Source organism: Streptosporangium sp. NPDC001681 (assembly GCF_040298085.1).
Classification (GTDB): domain Bacteria; phylum Actinomycetota; class Actinomycetes; order Streptosporangiales; family Streptosporangiaceae; genus Streptosporangium.
Window position 1 is genome coordinate 42,353 of sequence record NZ_JBEOZN010000006.1, and the last position, 16,812, is coordinate 59,164.

Sequence of the window (16,812 nt, forward strand, 5' to 3'; positions counted from 1 at the left end):
AGGTGCTAATAAGCACCCGTCAGGCATTTTCCGGCCCAGATGGAAAGCGTGGCGACGGTGTTCAGCAAGAATTCCCTCCTGCCATTGTCTGCAGCGCAGAGTGGAATATGGGACGCCCAGCGGATTATCCCTGGCGAACCGCTCTGCATTGCCCAGTACATAGAGATCTCCGGCCCGGTCGATCCGGAGGTCTTCGCCGCGGCCGTGCGACTCGCCGCCGGGGAGGTCGACGCCGTTCACGTACGGATCATCGGTGGCGAGACCGAGGAGACGGGCCGGGTCGGTCAGGTCGGTCAGGTCGTCGAGGAGTGCGAGGTGCCGTGCCCGTTCCTCGACCTCAGCGGGGGAGAGCCCGGCGACGGGGGACTCGGTGCGGAGCGGGCCGCTCTGGAGTGGATGCGCAAGGACCTGCGTTCGCCGTTCCGCGAGGACGCGCTCGTGGCCACCGCCCTGATCCGGATCGCGCCCGACCGCCACCTGTGGTATCTGCGCTGCCACCACGTGGTCATGGACGGCTACAGCGGGCCGATGATCGCCCAGCGTCTCGCCGAGGTCTACACCGCGCTGGTCGACGGCCGCGCCCCCGGCCCCGGCGGTTTCCAGTCGCTGGCCACGTTGCTTGAGGAGGACGCCGCCTACCGCGCCTCCGACCACCTCCAGGCCGACCGCCGCCACTGGCACGGCAGGCTCGCCGATCTGAGCGCGGTCCCCGCCCTCTCCTCCGGCGCCGCCGCCACGTCGCGGTTCAACCGGCGGAGCGCCACGCTGGGGGAGCACGACACCGCCGCGCTCACCGAGGCCGCGCTCTCCCACGGTACGGCCGTCTCCGGGTTCATGATCGCGGCGATCGCGGCCTTCGTTGGGCGCCTCACCGGCGCCCGCGAGGTGGTCCTCGGGCTGGCCGTCACCGCCAGGACCACGCCCGCCGCCCGGCGAACGCCGGGGATGCTCTCCAACGTGCTCCCGCTCCGCCTGGCGGTCTCCCCGGAGACGACCTTCGGCGAGCTGTCCGCCCAGGTCACCCGGGAGGTCGGGCGGCTGCTGGTGCACCAGCGCTACCGGTACGAGGACCTGCGCCGCGAACTCCGCGGCACAGTGGGCGACCGGCTGTTCGGCCCGGTGGTCAACATCATGCGGTTCGACTACGACCTGAGGTTCGCCGGTCACACCGCCGTCGCGCACCCGCTCTGCACCGGGCCCGTCGAGGACCTGTCGATCAACCTCTACGACGGCTCCGACGGGCGCGGAGTCCGCATCGACTTCGACGGCCACCCCGACCTGTACGGCGAGGACCTGCTGGCCGACCATCACGGCCGTTTCCTGCGCTTCCTCACCCGCGTCGTCCAGGCGGCCCCCACCGCCCGCGTCGGCGCCGTGGAACTCCTCGACGAGGCCGAGCACACGCTCCTGGCCGACTGGGGCGCCGCGCCGCGCGAGGTGCCGCCGGGCACGGCCGTCTCCCTGTTCGAGGACCGGGTGCGGCGCGCTCCCGGTGCCGTCGCCGTCGTCGCGGGGGACACCGAGATCACCTATGCCGAGCTGAACGCGCGGGCCAACCGGCTGGCCCACCATCTCATCGCCCTCGGCGCCGGGCCCGACCGCTATGTGGGTCTGTCGGTGCCCCGCTCCCTCGACATGACCGTCGCCTTCCTCGGCATCCTCAAGTCCGGCGCCGCCTACCTCCCCCTCGACCCCGACCATCCGCCGGAGCGCCTGGCGACGATGCTCGCCGACGCCGCCCCCTCCGCCGTGGTGACCCGCGCCGACGCCGGGTTCCACGCGCCGCCCGGCGTCGAGATCGTCCAGCTGGACACCTGGACCGGCGACGGCCTGCCCGCCACCGACCCGGTGACCGGGCTGCTGCCGGAACACCCGGCCTACGTCGTCTACACCTCCGGATCCACCGGCCGCCCCAAGGGAGTGGTGGTGACCCACGCGGGCCTGCCCGCGTACGCGCGCACCGAGATCGACAGGTACGCGGTGACGGAGAACAGCCGGGTCCTGCAGTTCGCCTCGATCGGGTTCGACGGGGCGGTGCTCGAGTGGCTGATGGCCCTGTCGGCGGGCGCGGCGCTCGTTCCGGTGCCCGCCGGGGTGTACGGCGGCGAGCCGCTCGGCCGGTTCCTCGCCGAGGCACGCGTCACGCACGCGTTCGTCACCCCCGCCGCGCTGGCGACGGTCCCGGTCAGACCGCTCCCCGGGCTGCGGACCCTGCTGGTGGGTGGCGAGGCGTGCCGCCCCGAGCTGGTCCGCCGCTGGTCCGCAGGGCGCCGGATGATCAACGTTTACGGGCCGACGGAGACCACGGTCGTCGTCACCTGCAGCGACCCGCTGACCCTCCCCGGCGAGACCCCGATCGGCCGCCCGGTCTACGACGCCCGCCTGCACGTGCTGGACGCCGGACTACGCCCGGTCCCGCCGGGTTCTGTCGGGGAGCTGTACGTCTCGGGACCCAGCCTGGCGCGCGGATACCTGAACCGGCCGGGGCTGACCGCCGAGCGGTTCGTCGCCGACCCCTTCGTGCCCGGCGGGCGGATGTACCGCACCGGCGACCTGGTCCGCTGGGGTGCCGACGGGCAACTCCACTACGTCGACCGCGCCGACCAGCAGGTGAAGGTCCGCGGTTTCCGGATCGAGCTGGGCGAGATCGAGGCGGTACTGGCCGCGCATCCCGGCGTCGAGCAGGCGGCCGTGCTGGCCCGCCGTGACCGGGGGCCCGAGCAGGGGGGAGACCTGCGGCTGGTCGGGTACGTGGTCGGTGGCGCGGGCGCGGAGGAACTGCGCGGGCACCTGCGGCGGTCCCTGCCCGAATACATGGTGCCCGCCGCGATCGTGACGCTGGACGAGATGCCGCTGACCGCCAACGGCAAGCTCGACCGGCGTGCCCTGCCGGAACCCGCGGGGGAGACCTCGGGGCGGGAGCCCGCGACCGACCGCGAACACCTGCTGGCCGGGCTGTTCGCCGAGGTCCTCGGCCTGCCCAGGGCCGGGGCCGACGACGGGTTCTTCGACCTGGGCGGCGACAGCATCCTCGCCATCCGGTTCGTCTCCCGAGCACGGGAGGCCGGGCTCGCGCTCACTCCGAAGCAGGTCTTCCAGCACCAGACCCCCGAGGCCCTCGCCCTCGTCGCCCTCGCCGCGGAGGAGCCCGCGGACGGCACGGATCCGGCGGGTGACGGCACGGGAAGCGTCGACGTCACCCCGATCATCGCCTGGTTCGCCGAGGGCGAAGGGCCGATCGAGGGATTCAGCCAGAGCGCGGTGCTCCGGGTACCCCCGGATCTCGGCCTCGACGACCTGACGGCCGCCGTCCAGGTCGTGCTGGACCGTCACGACGCGCTGAGGCTCCGGACGTCCACGCCTCCGGCGGGTGCCGGGGCGTGGGGGCTGGAGATCGCCCCGGCCGGAGCGGTCCTGGCAGCGGACTGCGTACGCCGGGTGGAGGTCTCGAACGTTCCGGACGAGGCGGCCGGCGAGGGCCTCGGTGTCGTGCACGGTGCGGCCGGCAGTGTTCCCGGTGTTCCCGGTGTTCCCGGCGGGGACGGTGCACGGGTTCGGGACGTGTCGGACGAGACGGTGGCCGGGTATGCCGAGCGGGTCCGGGGTGAGCTGGATCCCGGCGCCGGACGGATGGTACGGGTCGTGTGGTTCGACGCGGGCCACGAGCGGTCCGGACGGCTTCTGCTGGCCATCCACCACCTGGCCGTCGACGGCGTCTCCTGGCGGATCCTGCTGCCCGACCTTCTCACGGCCTGGAGCGCCGGGAGAGAGGGCACCGAGGTACGCCTGCCCGAGCCCACCACCTCCTTCCGCACCTGGGCGCGTCTGCTCCAGGCCGAGGCAGTGAACCCGGTACGGGTGGCCGATCTTCCCGCCTGGACCGCGCTCCTCGCGCCGTCCCCGCCGGTCTCACCGGCGCGGGCCGTGTCCTCGGGCGCTTTCGTCCCCACGACCGATGGCTCACTCCTTCCCGCCGCGCCGGTACGCGAGCGGGGAACCTGGGGGAAGCGGCGGGAGATGGTCGTGGAGCTCTCCGCCGACGTGGCGGGGCCGCTGCTGGGCGGCGTGCCGGGTGCCTTCCACGGGAACGCCGACGACGTGCTGCTCGCCGGGCTCGCGGCGGCGGTCGCGAGGTGGAGCGGGCGGCGTTCCGTACTCGTCGACCTGGAAGGGCACGGCAGGCAGGAGGTCCTCCCCGGCGTGGACCTGTCCGCGACCGTGGGCTGGTTCACCGCCGTGCACCCCGTCAGGATCGACGCGGGCCCCGTTGACTGGGCCGATCTCAAGAACGGAGGCCAGGCCGCGGGCCAGGCGGTCAAGCGGGTGAAGGAGCAGCTCCGCGCTCTTCCCGACCCGCTGGGCTATGGCCTCCTGCGTTACCTCAACCCTGACACGGCACCCGCACTCGCCGCACTGCCCCAGCCGGAGATCGGTTTCAACTATCTCGGCCGGATCACCTCCTCCGGGCTGGACTGGGAGCCCGTAGCCGGAGGGCTGTCCGGCGGCCAGGATGCCGCCGCCCCGCTCAGGCACGGCATCCAGATCGACGCGATCGCCCTCGGTGACGTCCTCCGCGTCACCTGGACCTGGGATCCCACCCGCCACGCCGACAACCGGATCGCCGAGCTGGCCGCCGCCTGGTCGGAGGCTCTGACCGGCATCTCCCGGCACGCCGGCGGCGGCCTCACCCCCTCCGACGTCGCGGTGCCCCTCACCCAGGACGACCTCGACGAGCTCGGCCCCGGCCTCCAGAACGTCTGGCCGCTCGCCCCGCTCCAGCACGGCCTGTTCTTCCACTCCCTGCTGGAGGTGGACGTCTACACCGCTCAGCTGACCCTGGACCTGAGCGGCCCACTCGACGCGCCACGGCTCAGGGCCGCCGCGGAACGCCTGGTCCGCAGGCACCCCAACCTCCGAACCTCCTTCGAGCTGCGCGGCGACCCGGTGCAGCTGGTGCACCGGCGGGTGGAGGTGCCGTGGCGGGAGGTGGCGGGGACCGACGCCGAGACGGTGGCCGCCGAGGAGCGGGCCCGGCGGTTCGACCTGTCCCGGCCACCGCTGCTCCGTTTCGCGCTGGTACGGCTCGGACCCGGCAGGCATCGGCTGATCCTCACCAACCATCACATCCTGCTGGACGGCTGGTCGACACCGCTGCTGGCGGCCGAGCTGTTCGCGCTGTACTCAGGCCGGGAACCCGCCCCCGCGCCGCGGTACGAGAACTACCTGGCCTGGCTGGCCGGTCGGGACGGCGAGTCCACGCGGCGGGCCTGGGAGCGCGCGCTGGACGGTTTCGACGAGCCCGCCCTCGTCGCCCCGCACGCCCCCGCCGAGCCGGTCGCGCCCGCCAGGGTCACCGCCGAACTCGACGACGGCCGGACCAGGGCGCTCACCGCTCTCGCCCGCACGCACTCCAGCACGCTCAGCATCGTCATGCAGGCCGCCTTCGGCCTGCTGCTCAGCCGGCTGACCGGCCGCCAGGACGTCGTCTTCGGCGGTACGGTCTCCGGCCGCCCGCCCGAGTTGCCCGGGGTCGAGCGCATGGTCGGCCTGTTCATCAACACCCTGCCGGTCCGGGTCCGGCTCGACCCCGCGGAAACCCTGGGTGACCTGCTGCGCAGGCTCCGCGACGAGCAGGCGGAACTGCTGCCCCACCACCACGTCGGCCTTGCCGAGATCCGGCGCGGCCCCCTGTTCGACGCGCTGCTGGTGATGGAGAACTACCCCGTCGACTCCCGTACGGCGATCGGCGACCTCGACCTGACCTCGGCGGACGTGACCGACGCGACGCACTACCCGATCACGCTGCTGGTCGTGCCGGGGGACGTGCTCCGTTTCCGGCTGCAGTACCGGCCCGACGTGTTCACCGAGGCGGAGGCCGCGGCTCTGCTCGACCGTTTCCTGAGCCTGCTGGCCGAACTGGTCGCCGAACCGGACACCGCCGTCGGCCGTCTCGACGGGTTCTCCCCGGGTGAGCGCGAGCTCGTGCCACACCACTGGAACGACACGGCCGCGGACGTGCCCCGCACCACGCTGGCCGCGCTGTTCGAGGCCCAGGTCGCGCGGACGCCGGACGCGACGGCGCTGGTGTTCGAGGGGGGCGAGCTGAGCTACGCGGCGTTCAACGCGCGAGCCAACCGGCTGGCCCGTCTGCTGGTGGCCGAGTACGGGGTGGGAGCCGAACGAGTGGTGGCGCTGATGCTGCCCAGGTCACCGGACCTGCTGGTCGCCATGTACGCCGTGATCAAGGCGGGCGCCGCCTACCTGCCGGTCGACCCGGAGCTTCCTGCGGCGCGGATCGCGTCGATGCTGGAGGACTCACGGCCGGTTCTGGTGATCGACGGTGACTGGCTGGGCCGTGCCGACGCCTCCGGGTACCCGGCTTCCGATCTCGGTGTGCCGCTCGTGCCGGAGCGTCCGGCGTACGTGATCTACACCTCCGGCTCGACGGGGCGGCCCAAGGGGGTCGTGGTCACCCACGGTGCGATCGTCAACCGCCTGCTCTGGGCCCAGTCCGAGTATCGCCTGGGTCCGGCGGACCGCGTTCTGCAGAAGACGCCGGCCGGATTCGACGTGTCGGTCTGGGAGTTCTTCTGGCCGCTTCAGACCGGCGCCACCCTGGTCGTCGCCAGGCCGGACGGACACCGGGACCCGTCCTACCTCGCCGGGCTCATCGGCTCCGAACGCATCACGGTCCTGCACTTCGTCCCTTCCATGCTGGCCGCCTTCCTGGAGGCGGTGCCCTCTCCTGGTTCGCCGGAGGTGTCCGGAACGGGTACGGCTCTTCGGCTTCTCATCTGCAGCGGTGAGGCGCTGCCGCCCGCACTCGCCGACGAGGCGGCGGCCCGGCTGGGGGTGCCGGTGCACAACCTCTACGGCCCGACCGAGGCCGCGGTCGACGTCACCTTCTGGGAGCACCGTCCCGGCACGGAGACCACCTCCGTGCCGATCGGTCACCCCGTCTGGAACACCCGTCTCCACGTGCTGGATTCGTGGCTGCGGCCGGTTCCGGCCGGGGTGGAGGGGGAGCTGTACCTGGCCGGAGCGCAGCTGGCGCGAGGGTATCTGGGTCGGGCCGGGTTGACGGCGGAGCGGTTTGTGGCGTGTCCGTTTGGTGGGTCCGGTGGGCGGATGTATCGGACGGGGGATGTGGTTCGGCGTCGTGGTGATGGGGTTGTGGAGTTCGTGGGGCGGGTTGATCAGCAGGTGAAGGTGCGGGGTTTTCGGATTGAGCTGGGTGAGGTGGAGGCGGTGTTGGCCCGGCATGGGTCGGTGTCGCGGGTGGCGGTGGTGGTGCGGGAGGACCGTCCGGGGGATCGGCGGTTGGTGGCGTACGTGGTGGCCGCTCAGGGCGGGGACGTGGTGGATGTCGCTGAGTTGCGGCGGTTCGCGGGGGAGGTGTTGCCGGAGTTCATGGTGCCGTCGGCGGTGGTGGTGTTGGAGGCGTTGCCGGTGACGGGGAACGGGAAGCTGGATCGGACGGCGTTGCCGGCTCCTGAGGTGATTTCGGAGTCGGATCGGGGGGCGCGTTCGGTGGTGGAGGAGCTTTTGTGTGGGGTGTTCGCGGAGGTGTTGGGGGTGGAGCGGGTGGGGGTGGGGGATTCGTTTTTCGCGCTGGGTGGGGATTCGTTGCTGGCGATGCGGTTGGTGGGTCGGGTGCGGTCGGTGCTGGGGGTGGAGGTTTCGGTCCGGGCGGTGTTCGAGGCACCGTCGGTGGCGGGGTTGGCGGCGTGGATCGGCGGGATCGGCGGAGGTGGGGTGCGTGGAGGGGTGGTGGCGCGGACGGGGGCCGGGGTGGTGCCGTTGTCGTTCGGGCAGGGGCGGTTGTGGTTTTTGAATCGGTTGGGGGTGGGGGCGGGGGTTTACAACGTGCCGGTGGTGTTGCGGTTGGTGGGTGGGGTGGATGTGGGGGTGTTGGGGGTCGCCCTGCGGGATGTGGTGGGTCGGCATGAGAGTTTGCGGACGGTGTTTCCCGAGGTGGACGGGGTGGCGTGTCAGCAGGTGCTGGACACCGCGGAGGTGCCGTTCGACCAGGTGCGTGTCGGGGAGAGCGAACTGGCCGACGAACTGCGGGCCTTCGCGGGACGCGGTTTCGACCTGGAGGTGGAGCTGCCACTGCGGGTGAGGCTGTTCACCCTGAACTCGGGTGAGCATGTGCTCGCTCTGGTGTTGCATCACATCGCGGGTGATGGGTGGTCGATGGCGCCGTTGGCGCGGGATGTGCTGGCGGCGTATGTGGCGCGGTCGCGGGGGGTGGCGCCGGGGTTCGTGCCGTTGCCGGTGCAGTATGCCGATTACGCGGTGTGGCAGCGGGAGTTGCTGGGGTCGGAGTCGGATCCGGGGAGTTTGGTCAGTGCGCAGGTGGCGTTCTGGCGGTCGCGGTTGGCGGGGTTGCCCGAGGAGTTGGCGTTGCCGTTCGATCGGCCGAGGCCCGCGGTCGCCTCCCACCGGGGCGGCACGGTTCCGGTGACGGTGGGGGCCGAGACGGGGCGGCGGCTCAGGGCGTTGGCGCGTGAGGCGAACGCGACGGTGTTCATGGTGGTGCAGGCCGGGTTGGCGGCGTTGCTGACCCGGTTGGGGGCGGGTTCGGATGTTCCGATCGGTTCGGTGGTGGCGGGTCGTATGGATGAGGCGTTGGACGATCTGGTGGGGATGTTCGTCAACACGTTGGTGTTGCGGACCGATACCTCGGGGAATCCGGCTTTTCGGGAGTTGGTCGGGCGGGTGCGGGAGGTGGATCTGGCGGCGTACGGTCATCAGGATCTGCCGTTCGAGCGGTTGGTGGAGATCGTCGCTCCGGTTCGTTCGATGGCCCGCCACCCCCTCTTCCAGGTGGCCCTGGCGTTCCAGAACAACCCTGCCCCGGTGCTGGAGGTCGACGGTCTCGACATCCGGCAGGAGCCGCTGGACCTCGGTGTCGCCAGGTTCGACCTGCTGATGTCCCTGACCGAGACGGGCGATGGCCTGACCGGTGTCGTCGAGTACGCCGCCGATCTGTTCGATCGGGTGACGGTCGAGGACATGGTGGTGCGGTTCGGGCGGTTGCTGGAGTCGGTGGTCGCCGATCCGGATGTCCGGTTGAGCGATATCGATCTGCTGGATGAGGCCGAGCGTGAGGTGATTCTCGGTGAGTGGGCGGGGCGGGGGGTGGTGCCTGCTGGGTCGACGTTGGTGAAGGAGTTCGAGGCTCAGGTGGCGGCTTCGCCGGATGCGGTGGCGGTGGTGTGTGGCGGGGTGGAGGTGTCGTATGGGGAGTTGGATGCGCGGGCGGGGGTGTTGGCGGGGGTGTTGGTGGCTGCGGGGGTGGGGCCGGAGCGGTTGGTGGTGTTGGTGGTGCCGCGGTCGGTGGAGTTGGTGGTGGCGGTGGTGGCGGTGGTGAAGGCGGGGGGTGGGTATGTGCCGGTGGATCCGTCGTATCCGGTGGAGCGGGTGGCGCGGATCGTGGGGGATGCGGCTGCGGTGGTGGCGGTGGTGGTGCCGGGGACGGAGGGGGTGTTGCCGGCGGGGATGGCGCGGGTGGTGCTGGACGGTTCAGGCATCGTGGCGGGTGCGGGGCCGGTGGGAGATGTCCCGGCTTCGAGTTCGGCCTCAGGCCCGGTCTTGGCTCCGCTTCCGGCCTCGGCCCCGGCTTCGCCTGCGGCCCCGGTTTCCGTTGGGGGTCAGGGGGTTCTTCCTGGGCATCCGGCGTATGTGGTTTTCACGTCGGGGTCGACGGGGCGTCCGAAGGGTGTGGTGGTTTCGCAGGGGAGTGTGACGCGGTTGCTGGCGTCGACTCGGGAGTGGTTCGGGTTTGGAAAGTCTGATGTGTGGGTGTTGTTTCATTCGTATGCGTTTGATTTTTCGGTGTGGGAGTTGTGGGGGGCGTTGTTGTCGGGTGGTCGGTTGGTGGTGGTGTCGTTTGAGGTGAGTCGTTCGCCGGTGGAGTTTTTGGGGTTGTTGGTGGAGTGCGGGGTGACGGTGTTGAACCAGACGCCGTCGGCGTTTTATCAGTTGATGGCGGCGGAGCGGGATCTGGGGGGAGTGGAGCTGTCGTTGCGGTATGTCATCTTCGGCGGGGAAGCGCTGGATGGTGGCCGTATCGCCGAGTGGCATGGTCGTGGGATCTCCCTGGTCAACATGTATGGGATTACCGAGACGACGGTGCATGTCACTTATGCGCCGCTGGATGTGGACAGTGCGGCCGGATTGATCGGGGTGGGGATTCCGGATTTGCGGTTGTATGTGTTGGATGAGTTTTTGCGGCCGGTGCCGGTGGGTGTGGTGGGGGAGTTGTATGTGGCGGGTCCGGGGTTGGCGCGGGGTTATGTGGGCCGGGCGGGTTTGACGGCGGAGCGGTTTGTGGCGTGTCCGTTTGCTGGTTCTGGTGGGCGGATGTATCGGTCGGGGGATTTGGTGCGGTGGGGTCGGGGTGGGGGGTTGGAGTATGTGGGGCGGGTTGATCAGCAGGTGAAGGTGCGGGGTTTTCGGATCGAGTTGGGGGAGGTGGAGGCGGTGCTGGCGGCGCATCCGCTGGTGGCGGATGTGGCGGTGGTGGTGCGGGAGGACCGGCCGGGGGATCGGCGGTTGGTGGCGTACGTGGTGGAGGCCGCGGCGGACGCGAGGGTGGAGTCGGCTGGTGGCTCGGCTGGGGATGGGAGGGCGTCGGGGGTATCGGGTGCGCCCGCCTTCCCGGATGTTGCGGGCCCGTCGGGTGTGCTGGGTGCGGAGCCGTCGGGCATGTCCGGTGCACTGGCTCCGTCGGCCCTGTCGGGTGGGTTGGATGTGGGGCGGTTGCGGCGGTTCGCGGGGGAGGTGTTGCCCGATTACATGGTGCCGTCGGCGGTGGTGGTGGTGGAGGTGTTGCCGTTGACGGGGAACGGGAAGCTGGATCGGGCGGCGTTGCCGGCGCCTTCGGTGGTGGTGTCGGGTGGGGGGCCGTTGTCGGTGCGGGAGGAGGTGTTGTGCGGTCTGTTCGCCGAGGTGCTCGGGGTCGAGCGGGTGGGGGTGGATGACGGGTTCTTTGATCTGGGTGGGGACAGCATCGTGGCGATTCGGTTGGTGGCTCGGGGGCGTGCGGCGGGGGTGGTGTTCTCGCCTCGGGATGTGTTCCGGTATCAGAGCGTGCGGGAGTTGGCCGCGGTCGCGGTCGAGGAACGGCAGCAGCAGGGTGAGCCGGAGGGGGCGGGGATCGGCTGGTTCCCCGAGACCCCGATCATGGCCTGGTTACGTGACCTGACCGGGCCGATCGGTGACTTCAGCCAGACGGTCGTCCTGCAGGTTCCTCCCGGGCTGGGGCTGGATCGTCTGATCTCCGCGGTGCAGGTGGTGCTGGATCACCATGACGTGTTGCGGTTGCGGGTGTCGGCGGAGGGGGGGTACGAGGTCGCTTCGCGGGGGGCGGTGGTGGCGGACGGGTGTGTGCGCCGGGTGGAGGTGTCGGGGGATCTGGCCGCCGTGGTGGCCGAGGAGGCGGTCGTCTCGCGGTCGGGATTGGATCCGGTGGCCGGGCAACTGGTCCGGGTGGCGTGGTTGGACGCCGGATCGGAGGTGTCGGGCCGGTTGGTGGTGACGGTGCATCATCTGGCGGTGGACGGGGTGTCCTGGCGCATCCTGCTGCCGGACCTGTTCACCGCCTGGCACGCGACCGGTCAGGAAACGGTCCCGCAGGTGGCGGTTCACGAAGGGGTCGCCCAACGATCGGTCCCGGGAAAGACGGCGGCGCACGAAGGGGCCGGTCAGGAAGCGGCTCCGCAGGTGGCGGTTCACGAAGGGGTCGCCCAACGATCGGTCCCGGGAAAGCCGACAGCGCACGAAGAGGGCACCCGGCAAGATACGACCGCTCAAGAAGGGCTCCTTCAGGGAGCGATCGCTCAGGTGAGCGTCCCGGTGCTGGAGCCGGTGGCCACCTCCTTCCGTACCTGGGCACGCCGCCTGCACGACGAGGCGGCCCGCAGGACCGGCGAGCTCGACCACTGGACCCGCACGCTCGGTGGCGGCACCGGGCGGCTGGACCCGTCCACGGACACCTTCGCCACCCAGTGCCACCTCACGCTCGAACTTCCCGCCGATGTCACCGTTCCGCTGCTCACCCGGCTCCCGGCGGCGTTCCGCGGCCGGGTCAACGACGTGCTGCTCGCCGGGCTCGCCCTGGCCGTGACCCGCTGCACCGGGCGGCGGGAGGTCCTGCTCGACCTGGAGGGGCACGGCCGTGCGGAGATCTTCCCCGACGTCGACCTGTCCAGGACCGTGGGCTGGTTCACCACCATCCACCCCGTCAGGCTCGACGCGGGCCCCGCCGACTGGACCGACCTTTCGGGTCCCACCGCCGCGCGGGCGATAAAACGGGTCAAGGAGCAGCTCCGTGCGACTCCTGGCGAAGGCATCGGTTACGGCCTGCTCCGCCACCTCAACCCCGTCACCGCGCGGGAACTGGCCCGCTGGCCCGTACCGGAGCTGGCTTTCAACTACCTCGGCCGCGTCGAGGCCGCCACAGGTGCGGACTGGTCCCCGGCGCCTGAGTCGGAGGCGGTGGGCGGAGGGCACGCGGCCGACCTCGCGCTCCCGCACGCGCTGGAGGTCAACGCCCTCACCAGGGACCTGCCGGACGGGCCGCGCCTCTCGGCGACCTGGTCGTGGGCCGGGCGCTTGTACGGCGAGGAGCAGGTCAGGGAACTGGCCGAGGCGTGGTTCACCGCCCTCACCGGCCTGTCCCGACACACCGGAGACGGCCTGACCCCGTCGGACCTGCTGATTTCCATCGGCCAGGAAGAGATCGACGCGTTCGCGGCGGAACTTGACGCGGAGTGGAGCGCACGGTGAGCCAGCTTGAGGACATCCTGCCGTTGTCGCCGCTGCAACAGGGCCTGTTCTTCCACGCCCTGTTCGACGAGGCGGCGCCCGACGTCTACACCGCGCAGCTCGTGCTGGAGCTGGAGGGCGCCCTCGACGTCCCCGCGCTGCGGGACGCGGCCTGTCGGCTGGTGCACCGTCACGCCAACCTGCGGGCCTCGTTCCGGCAGCGGGCGGGGGGCGATCCCGTGCAGCTGGTGCACCGGCGGGTGGAGGTGCCGTGGCGGGAGGTGGCGGGGGCCGACGCCGAGACGGTGGCCGCCGAGGAGCGGGCCCGGCGGTTCGACCTGTCCCGGCCGCCGTTGATGCGGTTCGTGCTGGTACGGAGTGGTCCCCGGAGATACCGGCTGGTTTTCACCAACCATCACATCCTGCTGGACGGCTGGTCGACACCGCTGCTGGCGGCCGAGCTGTTCGCGCTGTACTCGGGCCGGGAACCCGCCCCCGCGCCGCCGTACCGCGACCATCTGGCCTGGCTGGCACGCCAGGACCGGGCCGCCGCGCGGGAGGCGTGGTGCCGTGCCCTGGACGGGGTCGCCGGGCCGACCCTCGTCGCCGCGGACCTCGCCACCCGGACGCCGGTGAATCCCGGATGCGTCCGAACCCAGCTCGACGAGGATCTCACCGGCCGCCTCGGCTCCGTCCTGCGCGCCCGATCGCTCACCCTCAACACGGCGGTCCAGGGGGCCTGGGCTCTGCTGCTGGCCCAGCTGACCGGCCGCGACGACGTCGTCTTCGGCGGTACGGTCTCCGGCCGCCCACCCGAGCTGCCCGGCGCCGAACGCATGATCGGACTGTTCATCAACACCCTGCCGGTCCGGGTCCGGCTGCACCCCGCCGAGACCCTGGCCGGGCTGCTCGAACGCCTCCAGGCGGAGCAGGCCGAGCTGTTCGCCCATCACCACCTCGGCCTGTCCGACATCCAGCGCGCCTGCGGGCTGGGACAGCTCTTCGACACCATGACGGTCCTGGAGAACTACCCTCTCGACACCGCGACCCTGAACGGCCGTTCCGTGGAGGCGGGCGTGGGAGCGGGACCTCGGCTCGCGGGCGCCTCGGGCAGCGACGCGACCCACTACCCGCTGGCCCTGGCGGTCGTCCCCGGTGAGCGGCTCTCCCTGCGACTCGACCACCGCCCCGACGTCGTTCCCCACGCCGAGGCCGCCAGGCTCCTGGACAGGCTCGTCCTTCTTCTCAAGGCCGTCGCCACCGACCCCGAGCTGCCGCTCGCCCGGCTCGACCCGCTCTCCGCCGACGAGCGCGTCCGGATCCTTGACGAGTGGAACGGCCCCGAACCCCCGCCCGTGCCCGGGGCCGCGACGACGATCGCGGGTGCCTTCGCCGAGTGGGTGCGGCGGACACCGGACGCCGAGGCCGTCGTCGGCGACGGTTTCTCCCTCAGCTACGCCGAGCTGGACGGCCGGGCCAACCTGCTGGCTCGCCGGCTGGTCAGGCTGGGCGTCCGCGCTGAGACGCCGGTCGCGGTCCTGCTCGACAGGTCCGCCGACGTGGTCGTGACGACCCTGGCCATCGCCAAGGCGGGGGGAGCCTACGTCCCGATCCACCACGGCCACCCACCGGACCGGATGAGCTGGGTGATGGCCGACACCGGCGCTCCGGTACTGGTCACCGACCGCACTCCCGGATTCGAGCACGCCGCCGAGGTGGTCCGGGTGGACGAGCCCGTCCCGGCCGATCCGGCACCGCCGGAGCCGCGGGTCGAGGTTCACCCCGAGCATCTCGCGTACGTCATCTACACCTCGGGTTCGACGGGAACGCCGAAGGGGGTCGCGGTGCGCCAGCGCGACGTCGTGGCCCTGGCCGCGGATCGCAGGTGGGAGCGGCACCGGCGGGTGCTGATGCACTCGCCGCACGCCTTCGACGCCTCCACCTACGAGATCTGGGTGCCGCTGCTCCGTGGCGGTACCGTCGTCGTCGCGCCGCCGGGCGACCTCGGGCCCGACGCGTTCGCCGGCCTCGTCGCCAGGCACCGCCTGACCGCGCTGTTCATCACGACGGCACTGTTCAACCTGGTCGCGGAGGAGGCGCCGGGCACGTTCGCGCCGCTCGCCGAGGTCCTCACCGGAGGTGAGGCCGCCTCGGCCGCGGCCATGCGCCGGGTACTGGCGGCCTGCCCGCGGACCCTGCTCGGCCATGTCTACGGGCCCACCGAGACCACGACGTACGCCACCCACCACCCCGTCTCCGCTGTCTCCCGCGTCGGCACGCCGCCCATCGGGCGGGCCATGGACGGCATGCGCGCCTACGTGCTGGACGGCTTCCTGCGGCCGGTCCCGCCGGGGGTGCCGGGCGAGCTGTACCTGGCGGGCGCCGGGCTGGCCCGCGGTTATCTCGGTCGCCCGGCGCTGACCGCGGAACGGTTCGTCGCCTGCTCGTACGGCGGGCGGATGTACCGGACCGGGGACGTGGTCAGGTGGTCGGCGGACGGCGTGCTGGAGTACCTGGCCCGTGCCGACCGCCAGGTCAAGATCCGGGGGTTCCGCATCGAGCCGGCGGAGATCGAGGCGGCCCTGGCAGGGCACCCGGGTGTCGTCCAGGTGGCCGTGACCGTCCGCGACCGCCGCCTGCTCGCCTACGTGGTCGGCGCCGTGGCGCCCGAGGAACTGCGGCGGTTCGCCGGGCGGACGCTCCCCGAGTACATGGTGCCGTCGTCGGTGATCGGCCTGGACGCGCTGCCGCTCACCCCGAACGGGAAGGTGGACCGCGCCGCCCTGCCCTCGGGGTCCGCCCCCACCGCGGGGCGCGACCCCGGCACCCCCGAGGAGGAGTCGCTCTGCCGGCTGTTCGCCCAGGTGCTCGGCCTGGAGCGGGTCGGCGCCGACGACGGATTCTTCGACCTGGGGGGTGACAGCATCGGGGTGATCCGGCTGGTCTCCCTCGCGGCGCGGGAGGGGCTGGTGATCAGCCCGCGCGAGGTGTTCGCCCACCAGACGGCCGAGGCGCTCGCCCGCGCGCAGGGGGAGAGCACGCGGGACCTGGGAGAGGGAGGCCTGGAGATGCTGCTCCCGCTACGTGCCTCGGGCTCCCGGCCGCCGCTGTTCTGCGTGCACCCCGGTGCCGGGCTCGGCTGGCCGTACGCGGGACTGCTCCGCCATCTCGGCCCTGACCAGCCCCTTTACGCCTTCCAGGCCAGGGTGCTGGCCGAGCCCGACTACGTGGCCCCGTCGATCGAGGCGATGGCCCTGGACTACCTGGAGCGTCTGCTCCAGGTCCGGCCGCACGGGCCGTACCGGCTGGCGGGCTGGTCCATGGGCGGCCTGATCGCCCACGCCATGGCCGTGGAGCTGCGCGAGCGAGGGGAGGAGGTCGCGCTGCTGGCGCTGCTCGACTCCTACCCGGGCCAGGAGATCAACCCGGACGAGCGTGACGTGCTGGTCGAGTTGCTCTCGGCCATCGACTACGACGGGCCGGGCGAGATCGGCGACGTCGTGGAGTTCCTGCGCGAGCAGGGCGGCCCGTACGCCACGCTGGACGAGCGGACGCTGACGGCGGTCTACCGGAACTACCGGAACGGTGTGAAGATTTCCGAGGAGTACGCGCCGAGGATGTTCGAGGGGGATGTGCTCTTCGTGACCGCGGCTCACGGCCACGAGGAGGGCGGCCCCACGGCCGCCGACTGGAAGCCGTACGTCACCGGCGCCATCCATGATCACCAGGTCGCCTGCGACCATGCGAACATGTTGAGTCCCGGGCCCATCGCGGAGATCGCCGCCCTTCTCAGAGAGGACACAGAGTGAGCAGCAACCCATTCGAGGACCCCGAGGGCGTCTATCTGGCGTTGATCAACGACGAGGGCCAGTACTCTCTCTGGCCCGCCTGGTCGGAGATCCCGGCGGGCTGGACCGTCGCCTTCGGTGAGGACTCCAGGCAGGCCTGCCTGGACCACATCGAGGCCAACTGGACCGACATGCGGCCCAACAGCCTGATCAGGGCAGTGGAACAGTGAGCGGCCGAGTGCGCGGAGGA

The 16,812-nt window shown here is 71.5% G+C and carries 3 protein-coding genes; all 3 read left to right on the forward strand.

All coding sequences use genetic code 11. The annotated features are described in order from the left end of the window. The first annotated feature begins 84 nt into the window (after positions 1–84). From ABT130_RS04135 to ABT130_RS04145, 3 genes are read left to right on the forward strand one after another with little or no spacing between them, the layout of a single operon-like run. The gene (locus ABT130_RS04135; RefSeq protein ID WP_350952684.1) at positions 85–12,795 is read left to right on the forward strand and encodes a non-ribosomal peptide synthetase; all 12,711 of its coding nucleotides are present in this window, start codon (positions 85–87) and stop codon (positions 12,793–12,795) included. Then, complete coding sequence (locus ABT130_RS04140) at positions 12,792–16,583, forward strand: non-ribosomal peptide synthetase (protein WP_350952686.1); 3,792 nt, start codon at positions 12,792–12,794, stop codon at positions 16,581–16,583. The genes ABT130_RS04135 and ABT130_RS04140 overlap by 4 nt, the downstream gene beginning before the upstream one ends. Continuing rightward, positions 16,580–16,792 carry an MbtH family protein gene (locus tag ABT130_RS04145; RefSeq protein WP_350952688.1) on the forward strand — a complete coding sequence of 71 codons (213 nt, stop codon included), beginning with the start codon at positions 16,580–16,582 and terminating at the stop codon, positions 16,790–16,792. The genes ABT130_RS04140 and ABT130_RS04145 overlap by 4 nt, the downstream gene beginning before the upstream one ends. The last annotated feature ends 20 nt before the right edge of the window (positions 16,793–16,812 follow it).